Origin of the sequence: Streptomyces sp. MA5143a (assembly GCF_900290235.1) — a bacterium.
Lineage (GTDB): Bacteria > Actinomycetota > Actinomycetes > Streptomycetales > Streptomycetaceae > Streptomyces.
Genome location: NZ_OLMK01000047.1, coordinates 39,448 through 64,517 on the forward strand (window position 1 = coordinate 39,448; position 25,070 = coordinate 64,517).

Consider the following 25,070-nt stretch of genomic DNA (forward strand, 5'->3'; position numbering starts at 1 on the left):
CTCAGAGGAAGTACAGCCGGTTGAGGGAGACGGAGTCGGCCGGCTCGGAGCGGAGCGGCTCCCCGTCGAGGGTGACCAGGCCGGTGCGCGGGTCCACGTCGACCGAGCCGGTGCGGGAGTTGTGGATCAGGTCTGCGGGACCGATGCCCCGGGTGCCGCGCACGGCGACCCGGCGGCGGCGGGTCGGCAGCAGGTCGGCGCCCGCGTCGAGCGCGGCGCGCGCCACGAACGCGACGGAGAGGTCGGCGGCCGTGGCCCCGTGCGCCCCGAACTGGGGGCCCAGCACGAGGGGTTCGCAGGCGTCAGTGGCCGCGTTGGGATCGCCGACGACGCCGTAGGCCGGGAAGCCGGACTTCAGCACCAGCTGGGGTTTGGCGCCGAAGTACTCGGGGCGCCAGAGCACGATGTCGGCGAGCTTGCCGACCTCCAGGGAGCCGATCTCGTGGGCGAGGCCGTGCGCGATGGCCGGGTTGACGGTGAGCTTGGCGATGTAGCGCAGGACGCGCTCGTTGTCGTGGTCGTCCGGGGCGCCCGACTCGGCCTTCATCTTCCCGGCCATGGCGAAGGTCCGGCGCACGGTCTCCCCCGCGCGTCCCATGCCCTGCGCGTCGGAGGAGGTGATGCCGATGGCGCCCAGGTCGTGCAGCACGTCCTCGGCGCCCATCGTCCCGGCGCGGATGCGCTCGCGGGCCAGGGCGGCGTCGCCGGGCAGGTCCGTCTTGAGGCCGTGGGCGGAGACGATCATCCCGAAGTGTTCGGCGACGGCGTCCCGGCCGAAGGGCAGGGTCGGGTTGGTGGAGGAACCGATGACGTTCGGCACCCCGGCCATCTTCAGCACGTTGGGCACATGGCCGCCGCCGCAGCCCTCGATGTGGAAGGCGTGGATCGTCCGGCCCTCCAGCACACGCAGGGTGTCCTCGACCGACAGGCACTCGTTCAACCCGTCGCTGTGCAGGGCCACCTGGACGTCGTGCTCCTCGGCGACCCGCAACGCCGTGTCCAGCGCCCGGGTGTGGGCGCCCATGTCCTCGTGCACCTTGAACCCGGAGGCGCCGCCCTCGGCGAGGGCCTCGACCAGCGGGGCCTCGTGCGACGACGAACCCCGGCCGAGGAAGCCGATGTTGACCGGCCAGGCGTCGAACGCGGCGAACGCGTGCCGCAGCGCCCACGGCGAGTTGACCCCGACGCCCCACACCGGCCCGAACTCCTGCCCGATGATCGTGGTCACCCCGGAGGCCAGCGAGGCCTCCATGATCCGCGGCGACAGCAGATGGACATGTGTGTCCACGGCCCCCGCGGTGGCGATGAGGCCCTCGCCGGACACGATGGACGTGCCCGTGCCGACCACGACGTCGACCCCGTCGAGGGTGTCCGGGTTCCCGGCCCGCCCGACGGCGTGGATGCGCCCTTCCCGGATGCCGATCGACACCTTCCGGATGCCCAGCACCGCGTCGATCACCACGACGTTGCTGATGACCACGTCGCAGGTCTCGCCGACGGCCGCCGCCTTGAGGTGCAGCCCGTCCCGCGCGGTCTTGCCGAAGCCGGCGAGGAACTCGTCGCCGTACCGCTGGGCGTCGGACTCGACCCGGATCACGAGGCCCGAGTCGCCGAGCCGGAGCCGGTCCCCCGCGCGGGGGCCGTGGGTGGCGGCGTACGCGTACGGGTCGATCGAGGGGGCCGCCGGGCGGTGCGCCGGGTCGCCGGTGGAGGGGTTCATCGCGCGGCTCCCAGGTATCCGCAGGCGGCGGCCCTGCGCAGGGCCTCTTCCTTCGCTCCGGGGGCGTCGAGGGGCCCGTCGACGAGCCCCGCGAAGCCGATCGCGATCCGCTCGCCCCCGACGGGCAGCAGCCCCACGTCCACCCTCTCCCCCGGCCCGAACCGCACCGAGGACCCGGCGGGCACGGCCAGCCGCATCCCGTACGCCTCGGCCCGCGCGAAGTCCAGGCGCGGGTTGGCCTCGAAGAAGTGGAAGTGGGAGGTGACCGAGACGGGCACGGTGGCCGTGTTGGTCACCGTCAGCCGCACGACCGCCTCGGGGTCCCGGTGCGCGGGCCCCGGCAGCAGCGCGCCCGGCGCCCGCTCGCCGAGGCCGCCGCCGATCGGGTCCTCGACCACGGCGAGCCGGGAGCCGTCGTCGAAGACGGCCTCGACCTGCACCTCGGTGACGACGTCCGCGACACCGGGCAGGACGTCGTCCGGCCCGAGCACCGACCGCGCCCGTGCGATCGCCTCGTCGAGCCTCGCTCCGTCCCGCGCGGCCTCGCAGACGGTGTCCGCGACGAGGGCGGTCGCCTCGGGCACGTTCAGCCGCAGACCGCGCGCCCGCCGGGCCCGTGCCAGCTCCGCGGCGCCGAACAGCAGCAGGCGGTCGCGCTCGGTGGGGGTGAGTCGCATGGGCGGCACCTCCTGGGGCCGGAAGAGTTAGAGCGTCACTCTAAACTCAGCGCACAGGAGGAGGGAAGACCGAGGAGCGGAGTGGTGGCGACTGTTTGAGTGTTGCTCAAAAAAGGATCGGCATACGGAAGGGGCCGCCGCGGACGCGTGGTCCGCGGCGGCCCCTGGGCCGAGCCGGTGTGGGTGTCAGGCCAGGACGTGCATCCAGCCGTGCTTGTCCTCGACCGTGCCGCGCTGGATGTCCAGCAGGGCCTCACGGAGCTTGAGGGTGACGGGGCCGGGCTCGCCGCCGGACTGCTGCCAGGCGGCGGCGGTGCGCTTGACCGTGCCGACGGGCGTGATGACCGCGGCGGTGCCGCAGGCGAAGACCTCGGTGAGGGCGCCGCTCTCGGCGTCGGCCTGCCACTGGTCGATGGAGATGCGGCCCTCCTCGGCGGGGTGGCCGAGGTCGGCGGCGACGGTCAGCAGGGAGTCACGGGTGACGCCCTCCAGGATCGAGCCGGTGAGGGACGGGGTGACGATGCGGTCGCCGTACACGAAGTACAGGTTCATGCCGCCGAGTTCCTCGACCCACTTCCGCTCGACCGCGTCGAGGTAGCAGACCTGGGCGCAGCCCTCGGCGGCGGCCTCGGCCTGGGCCAGCAGGGACGCGGCGTAGTTGCCGCCGGTCTTGGCGTCGCCCATGCCGCCGGGGACGGCGCGGACGTGGTCCTCGGAGACCCAGATGGAGACGGGCTTGACGCCACCGGGGAAGTAGGCGCCGGCCGGGGAGGCGATGACCAGGAAGAGGTACTCGTTGGCCGGCTTCACGCCCAGGCCGACCTCGGTGGCGATCATGAAGGGGCGCAGGTAGAGGGACTCCTCCCCGCCGTGCGCGGGCACCCATGCCTGGTCCTGCTGGACCAGCAGGTCGCACGCCTCGATGAAGGTCTCCACCGGCAGCTCGGGCATCGCGAGGCGCCGGGCGGACTTCTGGAAGCGCAGGGCGTTCATCTCCGGGCGGAACGTGGCCACGGAGCCGTCGGGCCGGCGGTACGCCTTGAGGCCCTCGAAGATCTCCTGCGCGTAGTGCAGGGTCATGTTCGCGGGGTCGAGGGAGAGCGGGCCGTACGGCACGAGCTGCCCGTCGTGCCAGCCACGGCCCTCGGTCCACTTGATCGTCACCATGTGGTCGGTGAAGTGGCGGCCGAAGCCGGGGTTGGCCAGGATCGCCTCGCGCTCGGCATCCGAGAGCGGATGGGCGGACGGCTTCAGCTCGATCGTGGGCGTCGTCATGAGTGATGTCCTTCACCGGTTGTGTGTGACGGGCCGCGCTCACGCCCCGCCACTGCCAGTGGCCAGTGTTTGGACGTCCGAGCATTCCCTCATTCCGCGGCACCTCGTTCGATTATCGCCCGGCGGGGGGCGTGGACGAAACGTGGATGACCGTGGACGAAAACGGTGCGATGCGGCCCAGGGGATGATGGTGACACCCGACGGGAGCATGCGGAAGCCGCCGGGTGCGATGCGACCCGGCGGCTTTCGAAGGGCTCCCCCTCGGTGGACCGGGGCCGCGGGGCTCCGGGTCCGGGGGAGTTCTCGAGTGCTCGGCGGGTCAGCCGGCTACTCGTACGGCGAGGGCGTCGCCGATCTCGTTCGTCGAACGGGCGGGCTTGCCGACGCGCTCCGCGAGATCGGCGGAGACGGCCTCCTCGATACGCGCGGCCTCGGCCTCGTAGCCGAGGTGGCGCAGGAGCAGGGCGACGGACAGGACCGTGGCGGACGGGTCGGCCTTGCCCTGGCCGGCGATGTCCGGGGCCGAGCCGTGGACGGGCTCGAACATGGACGGGAACTCGCCGGACGGGTTGATGTTCCCGGAGGCCGCGACGCCGATGCCGCCGGAGACGGCCGCGGCGAGGTCGGTGATGATGTCGCCGAAGAGGTTGTCGGTGACGATCACGTCGAAGCGGCCGGGGTCGGTGACCAGGTAGATGGTCGCGGCGTCGACGTGGATGTAGTCGGTGGTGACCTCGGGGAACTCCTCGGCCACCTTGGTGAAGATGTTGGTCCACAGGTGGCCCGCGAAGGTCAGCACGTTGTTCTTGTGGACCAGCGTGAGCTTCTTGCGGGGGCGGGCCTGGGCACGGGCGAAGGCGTCGCGGACGACACGCTCGACACCGAAGGCCGTGTTCACGGAGACCTCGGTGGCGACCTCCTGCGGGGTGCCCTTGCGGATGGTGCCGCCGTTGCCGGTGTACGGGCCCTCGGTGCCCTCGCGGACCACGACGAAGTCGATCTCCGGCTGGCCGGCGAGCGGGGTGGCGACACCCGGCAGCAGCTTCGACGGACGCAGGTTCACATGGTGGTCGAAGGCGAAGCGCAGCTTGAGCAGGAAGCCGCGCTCCAGGACGCCGGAGGGGACGCTCGGGTCGCCGATCGCGCCCAGCAGGATGGCGTCGTGCCGCTTCAGCGCGTCGAGGTCGGCGTCGGTGAGGGTCTCACCGGTGGCGTGGTAGCGCTGGGCGCCGAAGTCGTACTCCTTGGTCTCCAGCTTCACATCCTGCGGAAGGACGGCGGAGAGGACCTTGAGACCCTGGGCCACGACTTCCTGACCGATGCCGTCACCGGGGATCACTGCGAGATTGAGGCTGCGAGACATGTGCGGCACCGTACTCCTTGTCCCACGGGATGACACGCGCTGTCCGCGATATGGACGCGCGGGGGTGGCGTCGGCACCGATCCGTTGACCGGCGTTCACCCGTGTGTTTGCCGGGAGTTGGCATCTGCTGGGAAGTTGCCCAGCATGACTGCGCCATCCAGGGGGACGCCCCCCGGACTCCCCGTCCCCGACGTCGGCATCCCCGAGCAGCTGGCCCGCCGTCTCAGCATGCCGGAACAGTACGAGTACCTGCGCACCAAGCTGACGCGGCGGCGCACGCTGGTGACCGCCGGGGCGGTGGCCGGCGGGCTGCTGACCGGCTGTTCCGGGTCGGGCACGACGACCGGGCGGTCCCCCTCGCCCTCCGTCACGGCCACGGAACGGGTGCCCGCCTCGGCCGTGGTGCCCTTCGGCCGCCATCTCGCCTTCGGCGCCGACCCGAAGACACAGATGCGGATCTCCTGGCAGCTGCCGGCGGCCGTCAAGAAGCCCTTCGTGCGGGTGGGGCTGCGCCCCGAGGAGCTGAGCCGGCGCGTCGACGCCGAGATCCGCGACCTGTACACCCCCGAACTCCAGGGCGTGCGCCCGGCGTTCGAGCAGTACTACGTGCACGCGGCCCTGGACGGCCTGAAGCCCGGCACGACGTACTACTACGGCGTGGGCCACGAGGGCTTCGACCCGGCCGCGCCGGCCCACCGCGGGACGATCACCGCCTTCCGTACGGCGCCCGCGCGTCCGGAACGGTTCGTGTTCACCGCCTTCGGCGACCAGGGCGTCAGCAAGGACGCGCTCGCCAACGACCATGTGCTGCTGCGGGAGAGCCCCGCCTTCCATCTCCACGCGGGCGACATCTGCTACGCGGACACCACCGGCCACGGCGAGAAGTCGGACTCCTACGACCCCGGCTTCTGGGACCTGTTCCTCAAGCAGAACGAGCTGGTGGCGAAGTCGGTGCCCTGGATGGTGACGACCGGCAACCACGACATGGAGGCCTGGTACTCACCGGACGGCTACGGCGGCCAAGTGGCCCGCTGGTCGCTCCCGGACAGCGGCTTCGACCCGCGCGGGGCGCCGGGCGTGTACTCGTTCGTCTACGGCAACGTCGGCGTGGTCGCGCTCGACGCGAACGACGTGTCGTACGAGATCCCGGCCAATCTGGGCCACACGGACGGCAGACAGACCAAGTGGCTCGACATGCGGCTTCGCGAGCTACGGGCCGACAAGTCGGTGGACTTCATCGTGGTCTATTTCCACCACTGCGCGTACTCCACCTCACGCCACGCGTCCGACGGGGGTGTGCGCGCCGAGTGGGTTCCGCTGTTCGCCAAGCACCAAGTGGACCTGGTGATCAACGGGCACAACCACGCGTACGAGCGGACCGACGCCATCAAGAACGGCGAGGTCGGCAGGCCGGTGCCGATCGGCGGGTCGACCGACCCGACACGGGACGGCATCGTGTACGTCACCGCGGGCGGGGGCGGCAAGGAGCTGTACGCGTTCCCCCCGGGCGTGAAGGACAGCTACGAGGGCAAGGTCCATGACCTCGACTCGATCGAGTCCTTCCGGTGGACGAAGTCCAAGGACCGGAAGACGGAGGTCGTGCAGTGGTCCCGCGTCCGCTACACCGGCTTCTCGTTCCTGTCGGTGGAGGCGGAGACGGGGCCGAGGCCCCGGCTCAAGGTGTCGGCGCTCGCCCAGGACGGCAGGCGCATCGACCACTTCGAGGTGCGGCGCGGCGCGTGAGCCGATGCCCCACGGCCGTGCCGCACCCCGAACGGGTGCGGCTCCCGGCTGGTGGGGCGGCTCAGTGCCCGGTGGAGCCGCCGTTGTCCCTGCGGTCGAGGGCGCGCTGGAGGGCGGCGGCGGCGTTCTTGCGGTCGGACTCGGTGGTCCGGGAAACGTGGCGGACTCGGCGGCGGACAGTCGTCTCGGCCATGGGGAATCGACTCCTTCGAGGCATTCCGGAGTACAGGAGCGGAGGGCTGTGAGACTCCCCCACTGCCCAAAGGGCGTGCTAAAGGGCGTGGGAGGTGCCCCCGGATGGGCCGGGGAGCGGGGCCGCAGGGGTTGCCTGCCTAGGGCCTCCGGCTCACGACCGCCATTCGCTGGGTCGAGCGAGACGTTCGGCTCCTACAAAGCTAAGCGAGGCCGGGGCATCTGTCTCCACAATTAATCGGACTTCCTACTATCTGAGACGGCGGATTGGGTCACACCCCTCTGACCTGCGCGTTCTTCCGTGCCCCGATTCCCCGGACGGCGCCGGATCAGAGCACGTCGCCGTCCCGCCAGTCGAAGACCAGCTCGGCCCCGGGATCGTCCACGGCGGCGGGCGCGGGCCACACGTACACGGAGCCCTCCTCCTCGGGCAGCCGGACCACCCCGTCGGGGCCGAGCGCGCTGATCCTTCCGGCCCACACCCGCCAGCCGCGGCCGGTGTACAGCTGGGCGCCCTCGTCGCTCGCGGAGAGCGCGCCGAGGTCGTAGGCGCGGATGACGACGCCTTCCAGGGCGGCCATGATCCGGGCGCCGATCCCGGTCCGCCGCACGTCCCGGCGTACGGCGACCCCCTCGACGTAGCCGACGCGCAGCCACCGCGCCCCGTGCCGGGCCCGCCGCATGACGACCGCGCCGTGTCCGGCGAGTCCCCGCTCGTCGTGGACGAGCGCGTGCACGCCGCCCAGGGTGTGGTCCCAGTCCTCCGGCGAGAAGTCGGCGTCGAAGGCGTCGTACAACAGCCCTCGAACGGCGCCGAGTTCGGCGGGGGTGAGGTCGGCGGTGTGCGCGGTGCGGACTCCGGGTGCGGTCATCACCTCATTGTCGCGGCGGCCGGGCGGGCGAGGGCCGCCGGGCCGGTCGCGGGGACGCGGAGACACGACAGCGGGCCGGATCGAGGAGGATCCGGCCCGCTGTCGGCACCTCGGGGTCAGCCCATGTGCGGGTAGGCGTAGTCGGTCGGCGGGACCAGCGTCTCCTTGATCGCGCGGGTCAGGGTCCAGCGCATCAGGTTCTGCGGGGCGCCCGCCTTGTCGTTGGTACCGGAGGCGCGACCGCCGCCGAACGGCTGCTGGCCGACGACCGCGCCGGTGGACTTGTCGTTGATGTAGAAGTTGCCCGCGGCGTAGCGGAGCTTGTCCATCGTGTACGCGGCGGCCGCGCGGTCACCGGCGATGACCGAGCCCGTGAGGGCGTAGTCGGACACCGACTCCATCTGGGTCAGCATCTCCTCGTACGTGTCGTCCTCGTAGACGTACACCGCGAGGAACGGCCCGAAGTACTCGGTGGTGAACACGTCGTGCTCCGGGTCGGCGCACTCGACGACGGTCGGACGGACGAACCAGCCGACGGAGTCGTCGTAGGAGCCGCCCGCGACGATCGTGCACGCCGGGTCGGCCTTCGCGCCGTCGATGGCGGCCTTGACCTTGGCGAAGGCGCGCTCGTCGATGACGGCGCCGATGAAGTTCGACAGGTCGGTGACGTCACCCATGGTGAGGTAGTCGACCTCGGCGGCGAACTCCTCCTTGAAGCCGTCGTTCCAGATGGACGCCGGGATGTAGGCGCGGGAGGTCGCCGAGCACTTCTGGCCCTGGTACTCGAAGGCGCCCCGGGTGAGGGCCGTCTTCAGCACCGCGCGGTCGGCGCTCGGGTGGGCGACGACGAAGTCCTTGCCGCCGGTCTCGCCGACCAGACGCGGGTAGGAGCGGTACTTCTCGATGTTGGCGCCGACCGTCTTCCACAGGTACTGGAAGGTCTTCGTGGAGCCGGTGAAGTGGATGCCGGCGAGGTCGCGGTGGACCAGGGCGACCTTCGAGACCTCGATGCCGTCCCCGGTGACGAGGTTGATGACGCCCTTCGGCAGGCCCGCCTCCTCCAGCAGCCGCATGAGCAGCACGGCGGCGTGCGTCTGGGTCGGGCTCGGCTTCCACACGACCACGTTGCCCATGAGGGCGGGCGCGGTGGGCAGGTTGCCGGCGATCGCCGTGAAGTTGAACGGGGTGATCGCGTAGACGAAACCCTCGAGCGGGCGGTGGTCGAGGCGGTTCCAGACGCCCGGGGAGTTCGCCGGGGGCTGCTCGGCGAGCAGGTCGCGGGCGTACTTGACGTTGAAGCGCCAGAAGTCGACCAGCTCGCAGGGGGTGTCGATCTCGGCCTGCTGGGCGGTCTTGGACTGGCCGAGCATGGTGGAGGCGGCCAGCGTCTCGCGCCAGGGGCCGGCGAGCAGCTCGGCCGCGCGCAGGATGATCGCGGCACGGTCGTCGAAGGACATCGCGCGCCAGGCGGGCGCGGCGGCGAGGGCCGCGTCGATCGCGTCCTGGGCGTCCTGCTGGGTGGCGTTGGCGTAGGTGCCGAGGCGGGCCTTGTGGTTGTGGGGCTGGACGACGTCGAAGCGGTCGCCGCCGCCCATCCGCCGCTCGCCGCCGATGGTGCAGGGCAGGTCGATCGGGTTCTCGGCCAGCTCCTTCAGCCTGGCCTCCAGCCGGGCCCGCTCGGGCGAGCCGGGGGCGTAGCCGTGCACCGGCTCGTTGACGGGGGTGGGGACCTGGGTCACAGCGTCCATGAGTTCCGTAACTCCTTACTGAGCGGGCGGTTTTCGGGCTCAGCCCTTGCTGATCATCGAGCGGACGAAGAAGCGCAGGTTGGCCGGCTTCTCGGCCAGGCGACGCATGAAGTAGCCGTACCAGTCGGTGCCGTAGGCGGTGTAGACCCGCATGCGGTGGCCCTCGGCGGCGAGCCGGTGGTGCTCGTCGGTACGGATGCCGTACAGCATCTGGAACTCGTACTCGTCGAGCTTGCGCCCGGCGCGGTGGGCGAGTTCCTGGGCGATGGAGATGAGGCGGGGGTCGTGGGATCCGATCATCGGGTACCCCTCGCCGTCCATGAGGGTCTTCAGGGTGCGGACGTACGCCTTGTCGATCTCGGTCTTCTGCTGATGGGCGACGGAGGCGGGCTCCTTGTAGGCGCCCTTCACCAGGCGTACCCGGCTGCCGTTCGCGGCGAGGCGGCGGGCGTCGGCCTCGGTGCGGAAGAGGTAGGCCTGGATGACGCAGCCGGTCTGCGGGAAGTCGCGGCGCAGCTCCTCGTGGATGGCGAACATCGAGTCGAGGGTGGTGTGGTCCTCCGCGTCGAGGGTGACGGTCGTGCCGATCGCGGCGGCGGCCTCGACGACGGGGCGGACGTTCGCGAGGGCCAGCTCGTGGCCGCCCTCCAGCGCCTGACCGAACAGGGACAGCTTGACCGACATCTCGGCGCGTTCGCCCAGCTCCAGCGCGCCGAGCCGGTCGATCAGCTCCAGGTAGGCGTCACGGGCGGCGGTGGCCTGCTCGGGCCGGGTGATGTCCTCGCCGACGACGTCCATCGTCACTTCGAGGCCCGCGGCGGTGAGGTCCTCGACGACGGGGACGATGTCGTCGACGCCCTCCCCGGGGATGAAGCGGTCGACGACCTGCTTGGTCACGGGCGCGGCCGAGATCAGGCGTCGCATCCGGTCGCTGCGCGACGCGGCGAGAATCACGGGACCCAGCACGGGGCACCTCCACAAACCAGCAGATAGAACCACCGTGAAACCTAAGGATCCCCCCGTTCGCCGACCATCGACAGCTGTCACGCATCCGTGCCGCAGATCTCAGACAGATGTATGAAGGGTGCCGTGGGATGGGGGAGAATGCCCTCGTGACGCCGGACGCCGCATCGTTCCACCACGTGGGTGACTACCAGGAGCTCGTCGACGAGATCTCGGCGCTGCTCGGCGCCCCGGCGACGCTGGAGAACCGTGACTTCGAGCTGATCGCGTTCGGCGCGTACGACAGCGAGGGCGATCTCGACCCGTCGGCCCTGGACCCGGTCCGGACCCGCTCGATCCTGACCCGCCGCTCGACGGCGGCCGTGCGGGAGTGGTTCGAGGGCTTCGGGATCACCCGGGCGACCGCCCCCGTCCGTATCCCCCCGACCCCAGAGGCGGGCGTGCTGCGGGGCCGCGTCTGCCTCCCCGTACGCCACCGGGGTGTGGTCCTCGGCTACGTCTGGCTGCTGGACGGTGATCCGGGTCCCACCGACGCCCAGTTGTCCGCCGCCATGGCGGTCGCGTCCCGCATCGGCGCGCTCCTCGCGGACGAGGCGCAGGCGGGCGCGGACCTCACCCGGGAGCTGCGGGCGGTGCTCACGGCCGGGCCCGGCTGGGAGCGGGACATGGCGGTGGCGGAACTGCGCGCCGCCCTCGGCCCGCGCGGCGACGGTGTCCACACGGTGGTGTGCGTGGCCCCGTGGCCGTCGGCGGACCCGGACGACGTCCCGTCCTTCCGTACCGTGCCGGGGGCGACGGCGCTGTGCACGGTGCCGTGGGGGGCGGCCGGGCAGAGCCTCGCCCTGCTGGTGCGGCTACGCTCGGCGGACGTCCCGGCGCCCGCGCTCACGGCGGCCGGCCGGCTGCTGGAGCGGGCGGGCGCGCGGGCGGCGGCGGGGGTGGCGGGCGCCCGGACGGGGCTCGGCGAGCTGGGCACCGCGTGGCGCGAGGCGTCGTCGGCGGCCCGCGCGGCGCTGGCGGAGCCCCGCCTCGGCCCGGTCGCCGAGTGGCGTTCGATCGGGCCGTACCGCCTGCTGACGTCCCTGCCTCCCCAGGTCCCGCAGGACCCCGCCGTCAGGACACTCCTGTCCCCCGCCCACCACGAACTGGCCCGCACCGCCGAGACGTTCCTCGACTGCGCGGGCCAGGCGGGCCGCACGGCGGCGGAGCTGGGCATCCACCGCCAGACCCTCTACTACCGCCTCTCCCGCGTCGAACAACTGACAGGCCTGGACCTGGACGACGGCGAGGACCGGCTCTTGCTGCACATGGCCCTGAAGGGGGCACGGCTCTGAGGACCTCATGACGGTGGCGCGAAACGGCGCTTCTGAAAATGATTGTCATCATGCTACGGTCATGGCGCGTTCAACCTTTGACCACGCCTTTACTCGGAGTGTCCCGTGCGCGTCCCCGTCCGTCTTGTTCCCCTGACCGCGGTCACCGCGGCCTCCGCCCTGCTCACGGGCTGCTTCTCCGCGACGGGGGCCGACGGGGCCGCCGACGAGGGCAAGCGGATCCGGGTCGCGCACATGCTGCCGCCCCGTTCGGGCCTGTCGCCGCTGTCCGACGACGCGTTCAAGCTGTCGCGCTGGTCGACCGCCGAGACCCTGGTGAAGCTGAACCCGGAGGGCGACGCGAAGCCCGCGCTCGCCACCGAGTGGAAGCGGTCGGGCAAGAGCTGGACGTTCACGATCCGGGAGGGCGTGACCTTCCACGACGGCACGAAGCTCACCGGCGACGCCGTCGTCAACTCCCTCACCCGCGCGGCCACGGCCTCCCCCAAGCCCCGCATCCTCGACGGCGTGGAGCTGACCGCGAAGGCCGACGGCGACACCGTCACCGTCACCACCGCCGTGGAGGACCCCCTGGTCCCCCAGCGCCTCAGCTCGCCCCAGCTGTCGATCCTCGCCGCGAAGGCGTACCGGGGGAAGACGGTGAACCCGGTCGGCGCGGGCACCGGCCCCTTCGAACTCACCAAGGTCAACGGCACCTCCTCCGCCGCCCTCGACCGCTACGACGCCTACTGGGGCGACAAGGCCAAGGCACCCGGCATCGACGTGACGTTCGTACCGGACGGCACCGCCCGCGCCGCCGCCCTGCGCACCGGCGAGGCCGACATCGTCGAGGCGATCCCCGTCTCCCAGGCCGCCGTGCTCGACCCGGACCTGATCACCGAGGTCCCCATGCCGCGCACCAACACCCTCTACCTGAACACCGGGAAGGGAGTCTTCAAGGACGCCTCGCTGCGCGCCGCCGCCCGCGAGGCCGTCGACGCCGAGTCGATCGTCAAGGGTGTCTACGAGGGGCGTGCCGACGTGGCCGAGGGTCTGCTGGGGCCCGCGCTGCCCTGGGCCGCCGAACTGCGGTCGACCGTGAAGCGCGCCAAGGCCGGTGACCCGTCCGGGAAGTCGATCACCATCGGCACCTTCACCGACCGCGCCGAACTGCCCGAGGTCGCCGCCACGCTCCAGCAGCAGCTCCAGAAGGCCGGGTTCAAGGTGAAGCTCGACGTCCGCGAGTACGCCAACATCGAATCCGACGCGCTGGCGGGCGAGTTCGACGCGTTCATCCTCTCCCGGGCAACCGTCCTCGACTCGGGTGATCCGGCCGCGTACCTCTACAGCGACTTCGCCTCCGACGGCTCCTTCAACATCGCCCAGCTGGCGGACGACAAGGTCGACGCCGCTCTGAAGAAGGCGTCCGACACCGCCGCCGGCGACGCCCGCCGCAAGGCCGTCATCGAGGCCGAGGCCGCCGTCCTCGGCACCGACGCCGCCGTGCCGATGCTCCACGAGCGCGTCATCCAGGGCGACGCGGCCGGTGTCGTGGGCGCGGCGCACGACCCGCGGGAACGCGAGCTGGTCACCACCGCCACCTACGTCAAGTGAGGCACACCGTACGGAAGTCGGTCGGCCCCGCGGGGCTGACCCGCTTCGTGTGCCTGCTCGCCGTCCTGGCCGCCGTGGGTCTGCTGCCCTGGCTCTCCGGCAGGGACCCGGCGCTGACCGTGCTGCGCGCCCGGTCCGCCGAGCAGGAGGCGACCGGCGAGGCGCTGACCGCGATCCGCGAGGACCTGGGCCTGGAGGCCGGCCCCCTGTCCCTGCTGGGCCGGTGGGCGTCCGGGCTGCTCCGCGGCGACCTCGGCACGTCCTGGGTGTCGGGCACCGAGGTGCTCCCCTCGGTGGTCTCCGGGCTCCAGGTCTCCCTCGGTCTCATGGGCGCCGCCTTCGCCGTCGCCGTGCTGCTGGCCGGCGCGCTGGTCGCCCCGGTGCTCGTGCGGGGCCGGGGGACGGCCGGCGCGTTCGCCGCGATGCTCGCCGCCGTCCCCGAGTTCCTGCTGGCCACGGTGGCGCTGCTGGTGTGCGGGGTGTGGCTGGGCCTGCTGCCGACCTCCGGCTGGGCGGGCCCCGAGTATCTGGTCCTGCCCGCGGTCGCCCTCGGTGTCCCGGCGGGCGGACTGCTCGGCCGGCTGGTCGCGGACGCGCTGCCCGCCGTGCTCGACGAACGCTGGGTGGAACTGTGGCGGGGGGCGGGCGTCAGCCGGGCGCGGGTCTCGGCGGCGGCGCTGCGGCGGGTCCTGCCGCCCCTGGTCCCCCAGTTCGGCATGGTCGCCGTCGGTCTGACCGGCGGCGCTGTCGCCGTGGAGACGGTGTTCGCGGTGCCCGGCATCGGCCGTACGGCCCTCGGCGCGGCCAAGTCCCAGGATCTCCCCCTCCTCCAGGGCTCGATCCTCGCGCTCCTCGCTCTGGGCCTGGTCGCGGGCGCCCTCGCCGCCCTCGCCCGGCGCCGGCTCCTCGGCCCCGCCCTGCGCGACGCGGGCCTCACCCTCCCGGCCGCCCGCCCGGTCCGCACCCACCCGGCGGTGCCGCTGACCCTCGCGGTGCTCCTGCTGGTCGCGGTCGGCTGGGGGCTGCTGCGGGACCCGTACGGCGTGGACACCACCGCCCGGCTGCTGCCGCCGTCCTGGGCGCACCCGCTCGGCACGGACGGGCTCGGCCGTGACGTCCTGGCCCGCCTCGGCCACGGCGCCGCCTCCACCGTCGGCACGGCGGCGGCCGTCTGCGCCCTGAGCCTGCTCGCCGCGCTGGCGCTCGGCTTCCTGCCCCGCGTGGCCGAGGGCGCGTCCGACATCGCCAACGCGCTGCCCCCGGTGATCGCCGGCATCCTGGTCGCCGCCGCGGCGGGCCCCGGCACACGGGGCGCGGCCCTCGCCGTGGCCCTGATCTCCTGGCCCCCGCTGACCGCGCACGCGGCGGCCCTGGTCCAGGAGGTGCGGGCGTCCACCTTCCTCACCGCCCAGCGCGCGATCGGCGCGAGCCCGTGGTGGATCCTCACCCGGCACGTCCTGCCCTCGGTGGCCGCCCCGGTCACCCGGCACGCGATCCTCCGCCTCCCCGGCATCGCCCTCGCCCTCGCCTCGCTCGGCTTCCTCGGCCTGGGCGCCCAGCCGCCCACCCCGGAGTGGGGCCTGCTGCTCGACGAGTCCCGCGCCTACGTGGAACGCGCCCCGTGGGCGGCCCTCGCCCCGGCGGTCGCCCTGGCCCTGCTGGCGGGCCTCGCGGTGTCGGGCGCGGCGTACACCCAGGGGCGCGCGCGACGGCGCGGCAGCCGGAGGGCCGACCCTCCCCGGAGGAACGAGCAGGACCGGCCCCGGTCCCCGAAGGCCCCCACGGACGGACGGGACGGGACCGACGAGACCCTGGCGGGAGCCCGACATGCCTGACGCACCCCTCGCGGCCCCCGCACCCGGCCCGCGCCCCGACCCCCGGATGCCCCTCTCACCCTCCGCACCACGTGGACCATCTGCGCAGCCCGCACAGCCCACGCAGTCTGAGCCCGCACCGACGGTGCCCGACGAGCCGGCCGCGCCCGACGCCCTGCTCTCGGTGCGTGACCTGCGGGTCGCCTTCGGCGCCCTGGAGGTCGTGCGCGGGCTCTCCTTCGACGTCCGCCCCCGCGAGGTGCTCGCCCTGGTCGGCGAGTCCGGCGCGGGCAAGTCCCTCACCGCGCGGGCCCTGCTGGGCATGCTGCCGCGGGGCACGACGACGAGCGGGAGCGTACGGCTGAGGCAGGAGCCGGGGTCGTACGCCGAGCTGGTGGGCGCCACCCGCCCGGCGCTCACCGCCCTGCGCGGCCGCCGGATCGCCCTCGTCCCCCAGGACGCCCTGTCCGCCCTGTCCCCCGTGCACCGCGTCGGCGACCAACTCGCCGCGGCCGTACGGTCGGTGGGGGGCGTCTCCCGCTCCGAGGCCCGTACCCGGGCGGTCGCCGCCCTTGACCGGGTCGGCATCCCCGACGCCGCGCGCAAGGCACGGGCGTACCCCCACGAGTACTCCGGCGGGATGCGGCAGCGGGCCGTGATCGCCATGGCGACGATCAACGAACCGGACGTCGTCGTCGCCGACGAGCCCACCACCGCGCTCGACGCCGAGCTCCAGGACCAGGTGCTACGGGTCCTCGGCGAGCAGCGCGAGGCGGTCGGCGCCGCGCTCGTGCTGGTCACGCACGACCTGGGCGTGGTCCGCGACCACACCGACCGCGTCCTGGTCATGTACGCCGGCCGCCAGGTCGAACAGGGCCCGACGCACCGGGTGCTGGACCGCCCTCGGGCCCCGTACACGGCGGGACTGCTGGCCTCGCTGCCACCGGCGGACGGCGAGGACGGCCCCGGGGGCGGCACCGCGCGGCGCGGCGGCTCCGGTCGGCGCCGTCGGCTGCCCGCCATCCCCGGCTCCCCGCCCGCGCCCGACGCGCTGCCGCCCGGCTGCGCCTTCGCGCCCCGCTGCCCCCTCGCCGAGGACCGCTGCCGCCGGGAGCGACCCGGCCCGTGGACGGTCGCCGACGGTCATGAGGTCTCCTGCCACCGCTGGGACGAAGTGCCGTACCCGGCGACCGAGTTGTTCCTGGAGCGGCCCGCGTGAACCAGCCCACCGCCCTGCTCGACGTACGCGATCTGGTCGTCCGCTACGGCGCGGTCACCGCCGTCGACCATGTCTCCTTCAGCGTGGACGCGGGCGAGACCCTCGCCCTGAACGGCCCCTCCGGCTGCGGCAAGTCCTCCACGGTGGCCGCCGTGCTCCGGCTGCGCCGCCCCGACGGCGGCCGGGTCCGTTTCGAGGGCCGGGAGCTGACGACGCTCAGCGAGCGCGAACTGCGCCCGCTGCGGCCCCGGATGCAGCCGGTCTTCCAGGACCCGTACGGCTCGCTCAGCCCCCGCCATCGCATCCGGGACGCGGTCGCGGAGCCGCTGCGTGTCCAGGGCCGCTGGGACGCGACGGGCCCCGCGCGGGTCGCCGCGCTCCTCGACCGTGTCGGTCTCGCCCCGGCCTACGGCGACCGCTTCCCGCACGAGCTGTCCGGCGGCCAGTGCCAGCGCGCCGGCATCGCCCGCGCCCTGGCCTCCGAGCCCCGGCTGCTCGTCCTCGACGAACCGGTCTCCGCCCTCGACCCGTCCGTCCGGGCCGGCGTCCTCAATCTCCTCGCCGGCCTCCAGGACGACCTGGGGCTGGCGTATCTGTTCATCTGTCACGATCGCGCAGTTGTACGGCACTTCGCGGACCGGGTGGTCGAGATGCGCGGGGGCCGGCTCGTGCCGGCGTAGTCACTCCCCCCGCGTCGCCGCGATGATCCGCAGGAGCCCCTCGGCGAGCTCGTCGGCCTCGGGGGCGCTCGGCGGATCGAAGGTCCACTGGGCGATCAGCCCCGTCATCACCGTCACCAGCAGCTTCCCGAGGGTGTCGACGTCCTTCTCCGTGACGTCCTCCTCCCGACCGCCCGTGAACATCGGGATCAGACCGCGCCCCGCCTCGCGCTGCGCCAGCGCGAGATGGTCACGTACCTCCGGCATCTGGTCGCCGATGACGATGATCTCCATGCTGAGCCGCCACATCGAGCCCGGCTCCCGCATGGTGTCGATGACGTTCGCCCACATCTCCCGGAACCGCTCGACCGAACCGGGCTCGGTGCTGCTCGGCGCGCGCTCCCCCTCGTCGAAGGCCACGGAGACGTCGCCGACCAGGGACACGTACGCCTGTGCGAGCAACGCGTCCTTCGAGCCGTAGTGGTAGCCGATCGACGCCAGGTTCGTCCCCGACTCCTTGACGATGTCGCGTGCCGTCGTCCGCACGAAGCCCTTGGCCAGCAGGCAGCGCTTGGCGCCTTCCAGCAGATCCTCACGGTGTCCCATGCGCCTCAGCGTAGCCGCGCCCTCAGACACCCGTCCCATACATCCGTTTGGGACGAGCGTTTTAAACATACGTACTAGACGAGCGTATAAAACACTCGTACAGTCCCTCCCATGACGACGAATCCCCGGATCTCCCCGGCCGCGCCCCGGCGGGCCGGCCGCCGCGAGTGGACCGCCCTCTGCGTCCTGATGCTGCCGCTGCTGCTGGTCTCGATGGACGTGTCCGTCCTGTACTTCGCGGTCCCCGCGATCAGCGCCGACCTGGAGCCGAGCGGCACCCAACAGCTGTGGATCTTCGACATCTACGCGTTCGTGCTGGCCGGACTGCTGATGACGATGGGCTCGCTGGGCGACCGCATCGGCCGCCGACGGCTCCTGCTGATCGGCGCGGCGGCGTTCGGCGCGGCCTCGCTGGTCGCCGCGTACGCCGACAGCGCCGAGACCCTGATCGCGGCACGTGCCGTCCTCGGCATCGGCGGCGCCACCCTGATGCCGTCGACGATGGCGCTGACCCGCACGATGTTCACCGACCCCGGTCAGCGGGCCACGGCCATCGGCATCTGGTCCGGTGTGATGACGGCGGGCGTCGCGCTCGGCTCGGTGCTGAGCGGGGTCCTCGTCGAGTTCTTCTGGTGGGGCTCGGTCTTCCTCGTCAACCTGCCCGCGATGGCCCTGCTCCTGCTGCTCGGCCCGGTGCTCCTGCCCGAGTGGAGGGATCCCCGGCCCGGCCGCTTCGACCTGCTCAGTGTCCCGCTGTCGATGGCGGCGGTGCTGCCGGTCGTCTACGGCCTCAAGGAGATCCCCTCGGAGGGGTGGAACGTCCGGTACGTGGTCAGCCTGACCGTCGGCCTGCTCTTCGCGGCCCTCTTCGTCCACCGCCAGCGCACGACGCCGTCCCCGATGATCTCCCCCGCCCTGTTCCGCGGCCCCGGCTTCACCCCGGCGGTCGCCCTCAACCTCCTCGCGGCCTTCGGGATGATGGGCTCGGCGTACTTCACCACCCAGTACCTCCAGTCCGTCCTCGGCAAGAGCGCGCTGGAGGCCGCGCTGTGGGGGCTGCTGCCCTCCCTGCTCGTCGGGGTCGCCGCGCCGGTCGCCGCCGCTCTCGTGCAGCGGGGCGTGAACCGGGCGTACGTGGTGGCGGCGGGCTTCACGACCGCCGCGTGCGGCTACGGCCTCCTCGCCGCCTCCGGACCGGACTCCCTGTGGCTGGTGCTGGCCGGGGCCGGGGTGCTCGCCGCCGGCATCGTGACGGTGATGTCCCAGATGACCGACCTGGCCCTCGGCGCCGCCCCCGTCGAACGGGCCGGTTCGGCCTCGTCCCTCCTCGAGACCGGGCAGGAGTTCGGCGGCGCCCTCGGTATGGCCGCCCTCGGCTCCGTCGGCACCGCCCTCTACCACCACGAGATGCCGACGTCGGCGCCCGCTCCGGCCCGCGAGACCCTCGGGGGCGCGCTCGCCGTCGCCGAGCAGCTGCCCGGCGCCGCCGGCGAGGCCCTGACGGACACGGCCCGCGCCGCCTTCACCACCGGTATGCAGGGCGCGGCGGTCGCGGGGGCCGCCGTCCTGCTGGGGGCCGCGGCACTGGCGGCGGTCACCCTGCGCGGCGTACGGGCCAGGGACAACGAGCCGGCGGCCGATCCCCTCGGGGAAGGCCCCACGACCGCCGGAGACGAGAGCGCGATCGGGCAGGACGCCGCCGAGCCCGTCCGGAAATGACAAAGGCCGGGGCCCGACCACCCGAAGGTGGCCGGGCCCCGGCCGCACACCGCGAGAGACTCAGGCGAGGTTCACCGAGCGCGCCGACGTCGCGCCGATCTCCTCGGCCACCTCGGAGAGCACACCCTGGGACACCGTGTCGTCGACGGTGAGGACCGCGAGGGCCTCGCCACCGGCGGCGGACCGGGCGACCTGCATGCCGGCGATGTTGATGCCGTGCTCGCCGAAGATCCGGCCGACCGTGCCGACGACACCGGGACGGTCCACGTACCGCAGGACGACCATGTGGTCCGCGAGCGCGAGGTCCACGTCGTACTCGCCGACGGCCACGATCTTCTGGTGGTGCTTCGGGCCGGCCAGGGTGCCGGACACCGAGACCTCCTCGCCGCTGCCGAGCGTGCCCCGCACGGTGACGACATTGCGGTGGTCCGGCGACTCCGAGCTGGTCGTCAGCCGTACCTCGACGCCCCGCTCCTGCGCGAACAGCGGCGCGTTCACGTACGACACCGTCTCGTCGACGACGTCCTCGAAGACACCCTTCAGCGCGGACAGCTCCAGGACCTTCACGTCGTGCTGGGTGATCTCGCCGTACACCTCGACGTCGAGACGGACCGCGACCTCACCGGCCAGCGCGGTGAAGATACGGCCGAGGCGCTCGGCGAGCGGCAGACCCGGCTTGACGTCCTCTGCGATGACACCGCCCTGCACGTTCACCGCGTCCGGGACCAGCTCACCGGCGAGGGCGAGCCGCACGGAGCGGGCGACGGCGATACCGGCCTTCTCCTGCGCCTCGTCGGTGGAGGCACCGAGGTGCGGGGTGCAGACGACCTCGTCCAGCTCGAACAGCGGGGAGTCGGTGCACGGCTCCTTGGCGTACACGTCGAGACCGGCGCCGGCGACGCGGCCCTCCTTGAGCGCCGAGTACAGCGCGGCCTCGTCGACGATCCCGCCACGCGCGGCGTTCACGATGCGCACCGACGGCTTGACCTTGTGCAGCGCCTCGGCGCCGATCAGGCCGACCGTCTCGGGGGTCTTCGGCAGGTGGACGGTGATGAAGTCGGAGACCTCCAGCAACTCGTCCAGCGACAGGACCTTCACACCCATCTGCGCGGCGCGCGCGGGCTGCACGTACGGGTCGTAGGCGACGACCTTCATGCCGAAGGCGGACATGCGCTGCGCGACGAGCGCGCCGATACGGCCGAGGCCCACCACACCGAGGGTCTTCTCGGCGAGTTCCACGCCCGTGTACTTGCTGCGCTTCCACTCGCCGTTCTTCAGCGCCGTGTTCGCCTGCGGGATGTGGCGGGCGGTGGCGAGGAGGAGACCGCAGGCCAGCTCGGCGGCGGTCACGATGTTCGAGGTGGGGGCGTTGACGACCATCACGCCGGCCTTGGTGGCGGCGGAGACGTCCACGTTGTCCAGGCCGACACCGGCTCGCGCGACGACCTTCAGCTTCTTGGCGGCGGCGATCGCCTCGGCGTCGACCTTGGTGGCCGAGCGGATGAGGATGGCGTCGACATCGGCGATGGCCGGGAGCAGTTCGGCTCGGTCCGCCCCGTTGGTGTGCCGGATCTCGAAGTCCGGGCCAAGCGCGTCGACGGTGGCGGGCGACAGCTCTTCAGCGATCAGTACGACTGGTTTCGAGCTCACGTGAGTCCTCACAAGTCCAATGCTGCGGACGGCCGTCCCGACGGCCGCAGGCGGTGGAGGGTGGTGGCCGCGTGGAAGACGCACGACGCTGTGGGCCTGACGCGTATGTAGTCCAGCAGTGTAGTGGCGCCGAAGGCGTCGTCCCACGCCACCGCGGAAAGGTCACCCGGACGTGAGAAGAGGCCGGCCGCGGCTCCGGGTGAACCCGCCGCGGCCGGCCTCATCGGATCAGGCCTCTTCGTCGTTGACCCAGCTCATCAGCTTGCGCAGCTCCTTGCCGGTGGTCTCCAGCAGGTGCTCCGAGTCCTGGGTCTTGTACTCGTTGTACTTCTTCAGACCACCGTGGTACTCGTCCATCCAGGCCTGGGCGAAGGTGCCGTCCTGGATCTCGGCGAGGACCTTCTTCATCTCGGCCTTGGTGGCGTCGGTGATGATCCGCGGGCCGGTGACGTAGTCGCCCCACTCGGCGGTCTCGGAGATCGACCAGCGCATCTTCTCCAGGCCGCCCTCGTACATGAGGTCGACGATCAGCTTCAGCTCGTGCAGGCACTCGAAGTACGCGATCTCCGGCTGGTAGCCGGCCTCGGTCAGCGTCTCGAAGCCCGCCTTGACCAGCGCGGCGGTACCACCGCAGAGGACGGCCTGCTCACCGAACAGGTCGGTCTCGGTCTCCTCGGTGAAGGTGGTCTTGATGACGCCGGCGCGGGTGCCGCCGATGCCCTTGGCGTACGACAGGGCGAGCGCGAAGGCGTTGCCGGTGGCGTCCTGCTCGACGGCGGCGATGCAGGGAACGCCGCGGCCCTCCTCGTACTGGCGGCGGACCAGGTGGCCCGGGCCCTTGGGGGCGACCATGCAGACGTCGACGCCGGCCGGGGGCTTGATGAAGCCGTAGCGGATGTTCAGGCCGTGGCCGAAGAACAGGGCGTCGCCGTCGTTCAGGTTCGGGGCGATGTGCTCCTCGTAGACCTGGGCCTGGATCGGGTCCGGGACGAGGATCATGATGACGTCGGCCTCGGCGGCGGCCTCCGACGGGCTCACCACGCGCAGGCCCTGCTCCTCGGCCTTCGCCTTGGACTTCGAGCCCTCGTGCAGACCCACGCGGACGTCGGCACCCGAGTCGCGCAGCGACAGGGCGTGGGCGTGGCCCTGGCTGCCGTAACCGATGACCGCGACCTTGCGGCCCTGGATGATGGACAGGTCGGCGTCAGCGTCGTAGAACAGCTCGGCCACTTTGGGTTCTCTCCTTGAGTGCAGGTGTTGCTTCCCACCGTATGACGGCGGGGCGAAGGGAAGTCTCGCGGTCTCGGCATACGGGCGGACGGCGTGTCACCGGCCGCCCGTGCCGTGGGTCAGGCAATCGTCCACCAGGCGTACGACGCCTGGCGAGGCGTTCGAACCGTCAGGCCGACCGGTCCAGGGCGCGCAGCGACCGGTCGGTGATCGAACGGGCGCCGCGGCCGATCGCGATGGTGCCGGACTGGACCAGCTCCTTGATGCCGAACGGCTCCAGCATCTTCAGCATCGCGGACAGCTTGTCGCTGGACCCGGTGGCCTCGATGGTGACGGCCTCCGGGGAGACGTCGACGGTCTTGGCGCGGAACAGCTGGACGATCTCGACGATCTGGGAGCGCGTCTCGTTGTCGGCGCGCACCTTCACCAGAACGAGTTCGCGCTGGACGGCGGAGGACGGCTCCAGCTCGACGATCTTCAGCACGTTGACGAGCTTGTTGAGCTGCTTGGTCACCTGCTCCAGCGGCAGCTCCTCGATCACGTTCACCACGATGGTGATGCGGGAGATCTCGGGGTGCTCGGTGACACCGACCGCGAGGGAGTCGATGTTGAAGCCGCGGCGGGAGAACAGGGCGGCGATCCGGGCCAGGATGCCGGGGGTGTTCTCCACCAGGACGGAGAGCGTGTGCTTGGACATGGTCTGCTTCCTTTACCTACGGCTCTCAGTCGTCTTCGTTGTCGCCGAAGTCGGGGCGGACGTCCCGGGCGGCCATGATCTCGTCGTTGGAGGTGCCGGCGGCGACCATCGGCCACACCATCGCGTCCTCGTGGACGATGAAGTCGATGACGACCGGGCGGTCGTTGATCGAGTTCGCCTCCTCGATGACCTTGTCGAGGTCGTCCGGGGACTCGCAGCGGATGGCGTAGCAGCCCATGGCCTCCGACAGCTTCACGAAGTCGGGGACGCGGGTGCCGCGGGCCTTCGGGTTGACGTCGTCCGGGCCGGAGTGGAGCACCGTGTTCGAGTAGCGCTGGTTGTAGAACAGCGTCTGCCACTGGCGGACCATGCCGAGGGCGCCGTTGTTGATGACCGCGACCTTGATCGGGATGCCGTTCAGGGCGCAGGTGGTGAGCTCCTGGTTGGTCATCTGGAAGCAGCCGTCGCCGTCGATCGCCCAGACGGTCTTGTCGGGGGCGCCGGCCTTGGCGCCCATGGCCGCCGGGACCGCGTAGCCCATCGTCCCGGCGCCGCCGGAGTTCAGCCAGGTGGCGGGCTTCTCGTACTGGATGAAGTGGGCGGCCCACATCTGGTGCTGGCCGACGCCCGCCGCGAAGATCGTGCCCTCGGGGGCGAGCCGGCCGATGCGCTCGATGACCTGCTGCGGGGAGAGCGAGCCGTCGGCGGGCTGGTCGTAGCCCAGCGGGTAGGTCTCGCGCCAGCGGCTCAGGTCCTTCCACCAGGCGCTGTAGTCGCCCTGGTTGCCCTCGCTGTGCTCCTTCTGGACGGCCTGGATCAGGTCGGCGATGACCTCGCGGGCGTCACCGACGATCGGCACGTCGGCGGCGCGGTTCTTGCCGATCTCGGCCGGGTCGATGTCCGCGTGGACGATCTTGGCGTACGGGGCGAAGCTGTCCAGCTTGCCAGTGACGCGGTCGTCGAAGCGGGCACCGAGGGCGATGATCAGGTCGGCCTTCTGCAGTCCGGTGACGGCGGCCACGGAGCCGTGCATGCCGGGCATGCCCAGGTGCTGCGGGTGGCTGTCGGGGAACGACCCGAGCGCCATCAGCGTGGTGGTGACGGGCGCGCCGGTCAGCTCGGCGAGCACCTTCAGCTCGGCGGTCGCGCCGGCCTTGATGACACCGCCGCCGACGTACAGGACCGGCCGCTTCGCGGCGGTGATCAGCTTGGCGGCCTCACGGATCTGCTTGGCGTGCGGCTTGGTCACCGGGCGGTAGCCGGGCAGGTCGGTGGCGGGCGGCCAGCTGAAGGTCGTACGCGCCTGGAGGGCGTCCTTGGCGATGTCGACCAGGACCGGGCCGGGGCGGCCGGTGGAGGCGATGTGGAAGGCCTGCGCGATGGTGCGCGGGATGTCCTCCGCCTTGGTGACGAGGAAGTTGTGCTTGGTGATCGGCATGGTGATGCCGACGATGTCCGCCTCCTGGAAGGCGTCCGTGCCGATCGCCTTGGACGCGACCTGGCCGGTGATCGCGACCATCGGCACCGAGTCCATGTGGGCGTCGGCGATCGGGGTCACCAGGTTGGTGGCGCCGGGGCCCGAGGTGGCCATGCAGACACCGACCCTGCCGGTGGCCTGCGCGTAGCCGGTCGCGGCGTGACCGGCGCCCTGCTCGTGGCGCACCAGCACGTGCCGCACCCGGGTGGAGTCCATCAGCGGGTCGTACGCCGGGAGGATCGCGCCGCCGGGAATGCCGAACACCGTGTCGGCCCCGACCTCCTCGAGAGAGCGGATGAGGGACTGCGCGCCCGTGACGTGTTCGACGGGGGCGGACTGTCCTCCGGATCGGGGCCGCGGCTGCGGATGGTGGGCCCCGGAGGCCTGCTCGGTCATCGGCATTCTCTTCTCGATGCTGAGGGTTTTTTGCGAAGTTCGTGCGGTGTGCGGCTTGCGCTGACTGGTGCCCGTGCAACAAAAAACCCCTCCTTGCCATGAGGCAAGCGAGGGGAGCGCGCC

The 25,070-nt window shown here is 72.0% G+C and carries 20 protein-coding genes; 7 read left to right on the forward strand and 13 right to left on the reverse strand.

Annotation, left to right across the window (positions count from 1 at the left end):
• Position 1: 1 nt before the first annotated feature.
• From SMA5143A_RS22075 to SMA5143A_RS22090, 4 genes are all read right to left on the reverse strand, one after another.
• Positions 2–1,720 carry an urease subunit alpha gene (locus SMA5143A_RS22075; RefSeq protein ID WP_107464609.1) on the reverse strand — a complete coding sequence of 573 codons (1,719 nt, stop codon included), beginning with the start codon at positions 1,718–1,720 and terminating at the stop codon, positions 2–4.
• Positions 1,717–2,397 carry an urease subunit gamma gene (gene ureA / locus SMA5143A_RS22080; protein WP_107464610.1) on the reverse strand — a complete coding sequence of 227 codons (681 nt, stop codon included), beginning with the start codon at positions 2,395–2,397 and terminating at the stop codon, positions 1,717–1,719. Before ureA ends, SMA5143A_RS22075 begins: the two co-directional genes overlap by 4 nt.
• A 186-nt stretch (positions 2,398–2,583) precedes the next feature.
• Positions 2,584–3,672 carry a branched-chain amino acid aminotransferase gene (locus SMA5143A_RS22085; RefSeq protein ID WP_107464611.1) on the reverse strand — a complete coding sequence of 363 codons (1,089 nt, stop codon included), beginning with the start codon at positions 3,670–3,672 and terminating at the stop codon, positions 2,584–2,586.
• Positions 3,673–3,991: 319 nt separating this feature from the next.
• Positions 3,992–5,035 (reverse strand): 3-isopropylmalate dehydrogenase, encoded by a 1,044-nt coding sequence (locus SMA5143A_RS22090; protein WP_107464612.1) that lies wholly within the window; start codon positions 5,033–5,035, stop codon positions 3,992–3,994.
• Between the two features lie 144 nt (positions 5,036–5,179).
• Between SMA5143A_RS22090 and SMA5143A_RS22095 the strand changes: the two genes are divergently transcribed.
• Positions 5,180–6,778 (forward strand): purple acid phosphatase family protein, encoded by a 1,599-nt coding sequence (locus SMA5143A_RS22095; protein WP_107464613.1) that lies wholly within the window; start codon positions 5,180–5,182, stop codon positions 6,776–6,778.
• A 61-nt stretch (positions 6,779–6,839) separates the two neighbouring features.
• Here SMA5143A_RS22095 and SMA5143A_RS44020 read toward each other — a convergent pair whose 3' ends face one another.
• From SMA5143A_RS44020 to SMA5143A_RS22115, 4 genes are all read right to left on the reverse strand, one after another.
• A complete protein-coding gene (locus SMA5143A_RS44020) occupies positions 6,840–6,971 on the reverse strand; it encodes a hypothetical protein (protein WP_005479955.1) in 132 nt (43 codons plus the stop codon).
• A gap of 328 nt (positions 6,972–7,299) precedes the next feature.
• Positions 7,300–7,842: a GNAT family N-acetyltransferase gene (locus tag SMA5143A_RS22105; protein ID WP_107464614.1), complete on the reverse strand. Its 543-nt coding sequence runs from the start codon at positions 7,840–7,842 to the stop codon at positions 7,300–7,302.
• A 116-nt stretch (positions 7,843–7,958) separates the two neighbouring features.
• Complete coding sequence (gene pruA, locus SMA5143A_RS22110) at positions 7,959–9,590, reverse strand: L-glutamate gamma-semialdehyde dehydrogenase (RefSeq protein WP_107464615.1); 1,632 nt, start codon at positions 9,588–9,590, stop codon at positions 7,959–7,961.
• Positions 9,591–9,629: 39 nt separating this feature from the next.
• Complete coding sequence (locus tag SMA5143A_RS22115; RefSeq protein WP_107464616.1) at positions 9,630–10,556, reverse strand: proline dehydrogenase family protein; 927 nt, start codon at positions 10,554–10,556, stop codon at positions 9,630–9,632.
• A 128-nt stretch (positions 10,557–10,684) separates the two neighbouring features.
• Between SMA5143A_RS22115 and SMA5143A_RS22120 the strand changes: the two genes are divergently transcribed.
• From SMA5143A_RS22120 to SMA5143A_RS22140, 5 genes are all read left to right on the forward strand, one after another.
• On the forward strand, positions 10,685–11,887 hold the full coding sequence (locus SMA5143A_RS22120) for a PucR family transcriptional regulator (protein ID WP_258193667.1): 1,203 nt from the start codon (positions 10,685–10,687) through the stop codon (positions 11,885–11,887).
• A 105-nt stretch (positions 11,888–11,992) separates the two neighbouring features.
• Positions 11,993–13,480 carry an ABC transporter substrate-binding protein gene (locus SMA5143A_RS22125; RefSeq protein ID WP_107464618.1) on the forward strand — a complete coding sequence of 496 codons (1,488 nt, stop codon included), beginning with the start codon at positions 11,993–11,995 and terminating at the stop codon, positions 13,478–13,480.
• Positions 13,477–15,315: an ABC transporter permease subunit gene (locus tag SMA5143A_RS22130; RefSeq protein WP_258193668.1), complete on the forward strand. Its 1,839-nt coding sequence runs from the start codon at positions 13,477–13,479 to the stop codon at positions 15,313–15,315. Before SMA5143A_RS22125 ends, SMA5143A_RS22130 begins: the two co-directional genes overlap by 4 nt.
• Before the next feature lie 124 nt (positions 15,316–15,439).
• Positions 15,440–16,513: an ABC transporter ATP-binding protein gene (locus tag SMA5143A_RS22135; RefSeq protein WP_258193669.1), complete on the forward strand. Its 1,074-nt coding sequence runs from the start codon at positions 15,440–15,442 to the stop codon at positions 16,511–16,513.
• Positions 16,510–17,193, forward strand: a complete 684-nt coding sequence (locus SMA5143A_RS22140; RefSeq protein WP_107464620.1) for an ATP-binding cassette domain-containing protein — start codon at positions 16,510–16,512, stop codon at positions 17,191–17,193. The genes SMA5143A_RS22135 and SMA5143A_RS22140 overlap by 4 nt, the downstream gene beginning before the upstream one ends.
• On the opposite strand, the gene SMA5143A_RS22145 is transcribed toward SMA5143A_RS22140, so the two are convergent.
• Entirely contained in the window at positions 17,194–17,778 is a 585-nt protein-coding gene (locus SMA5143A_RS22145; RefSeq protein ID WP_107464621.1) for a TetR/AcrR family transcriptional regulator, read from the reverse strand. It abuts the gene before it with no gap.
• Between the two features lie 111 nt (positions 17,779–17,889).
• Here SMA5143A_RS22145 and SMA5143A_RS22150 point away from each other — a divergent pair, with 111 nt between their 5' ends.
• Positions 17,890–19,497: an MFS transporter gene (locus SMA5143A_RS22150; RefSeq protein WP_107464622.1), complete on the forward strand. Its 1,608-nt coding sequence runs from the start codon at positions 17,890–17,892 to the stop codon at positions 19,495–19,497.
• Positions 19,498–19,557: 60 nt separating this feature from the next.
• Here SMA5143A_RS22150 and serA read toward each other — a convergent pair whose 3' ends face one another.
• From serA to SMA5143A_RS22170, 4 genes are all read right to left on the reverse strand, one after another.
• Positions 19,558–21,147: a phosphoglycerate dehydrogenase gene (gene serA / locus SMA5143A_RS22155; protein ID WP_107464623.1), complete on the reverse strand. Its 1,590-nt coding sequence runs from the start codon at positions 21,145–21,147 to the stop codon at positions 19,558–19,560.
• A gap of 228 nt (positions 21,148–21,375) precedes the next feature.
• On the reverse strand, positions 21,376–22,377 hold the full coding sequence (ilvC, locus tag SMA5143A_RS22160; protein WP_055512707.1) for a ketol-acid reductoisomerase: 1,002 nt from the start codon (positions 22,375–22,377) through the stop codon (positions 21,376–21,378).
• Between the two features lie 169 nt (positions 22,378–22,546).
• On the reverse strand, positions 22,547–23,074 hold the full coding sequence (gene ilvN / locus SMA5143A_RS22165) for an acetolactate synthase small subunit (protein ID WP_055713333.1): 528 nt from the start codon (positions 23,072–23,074) through the stop codon (positions 22,547–22,549).
• 25 nt (positions 23,075–23,099) lie between these two features.
• Positions 23,100–24,947 carry an acetolactate synthase large subunit gene (locus SMA5143A_RS22170; protein WP_181361965.1) on the reverse strand — a complete coding sequence of 616 codons (1,848 nt, stop codon included), beginning with the start codon at positions 24,945–24,947 and terminating at the stop codon, positions 23,100–23,102.
• Positions 24,948–25,070 lie beyond the last annotated feature (123 nt).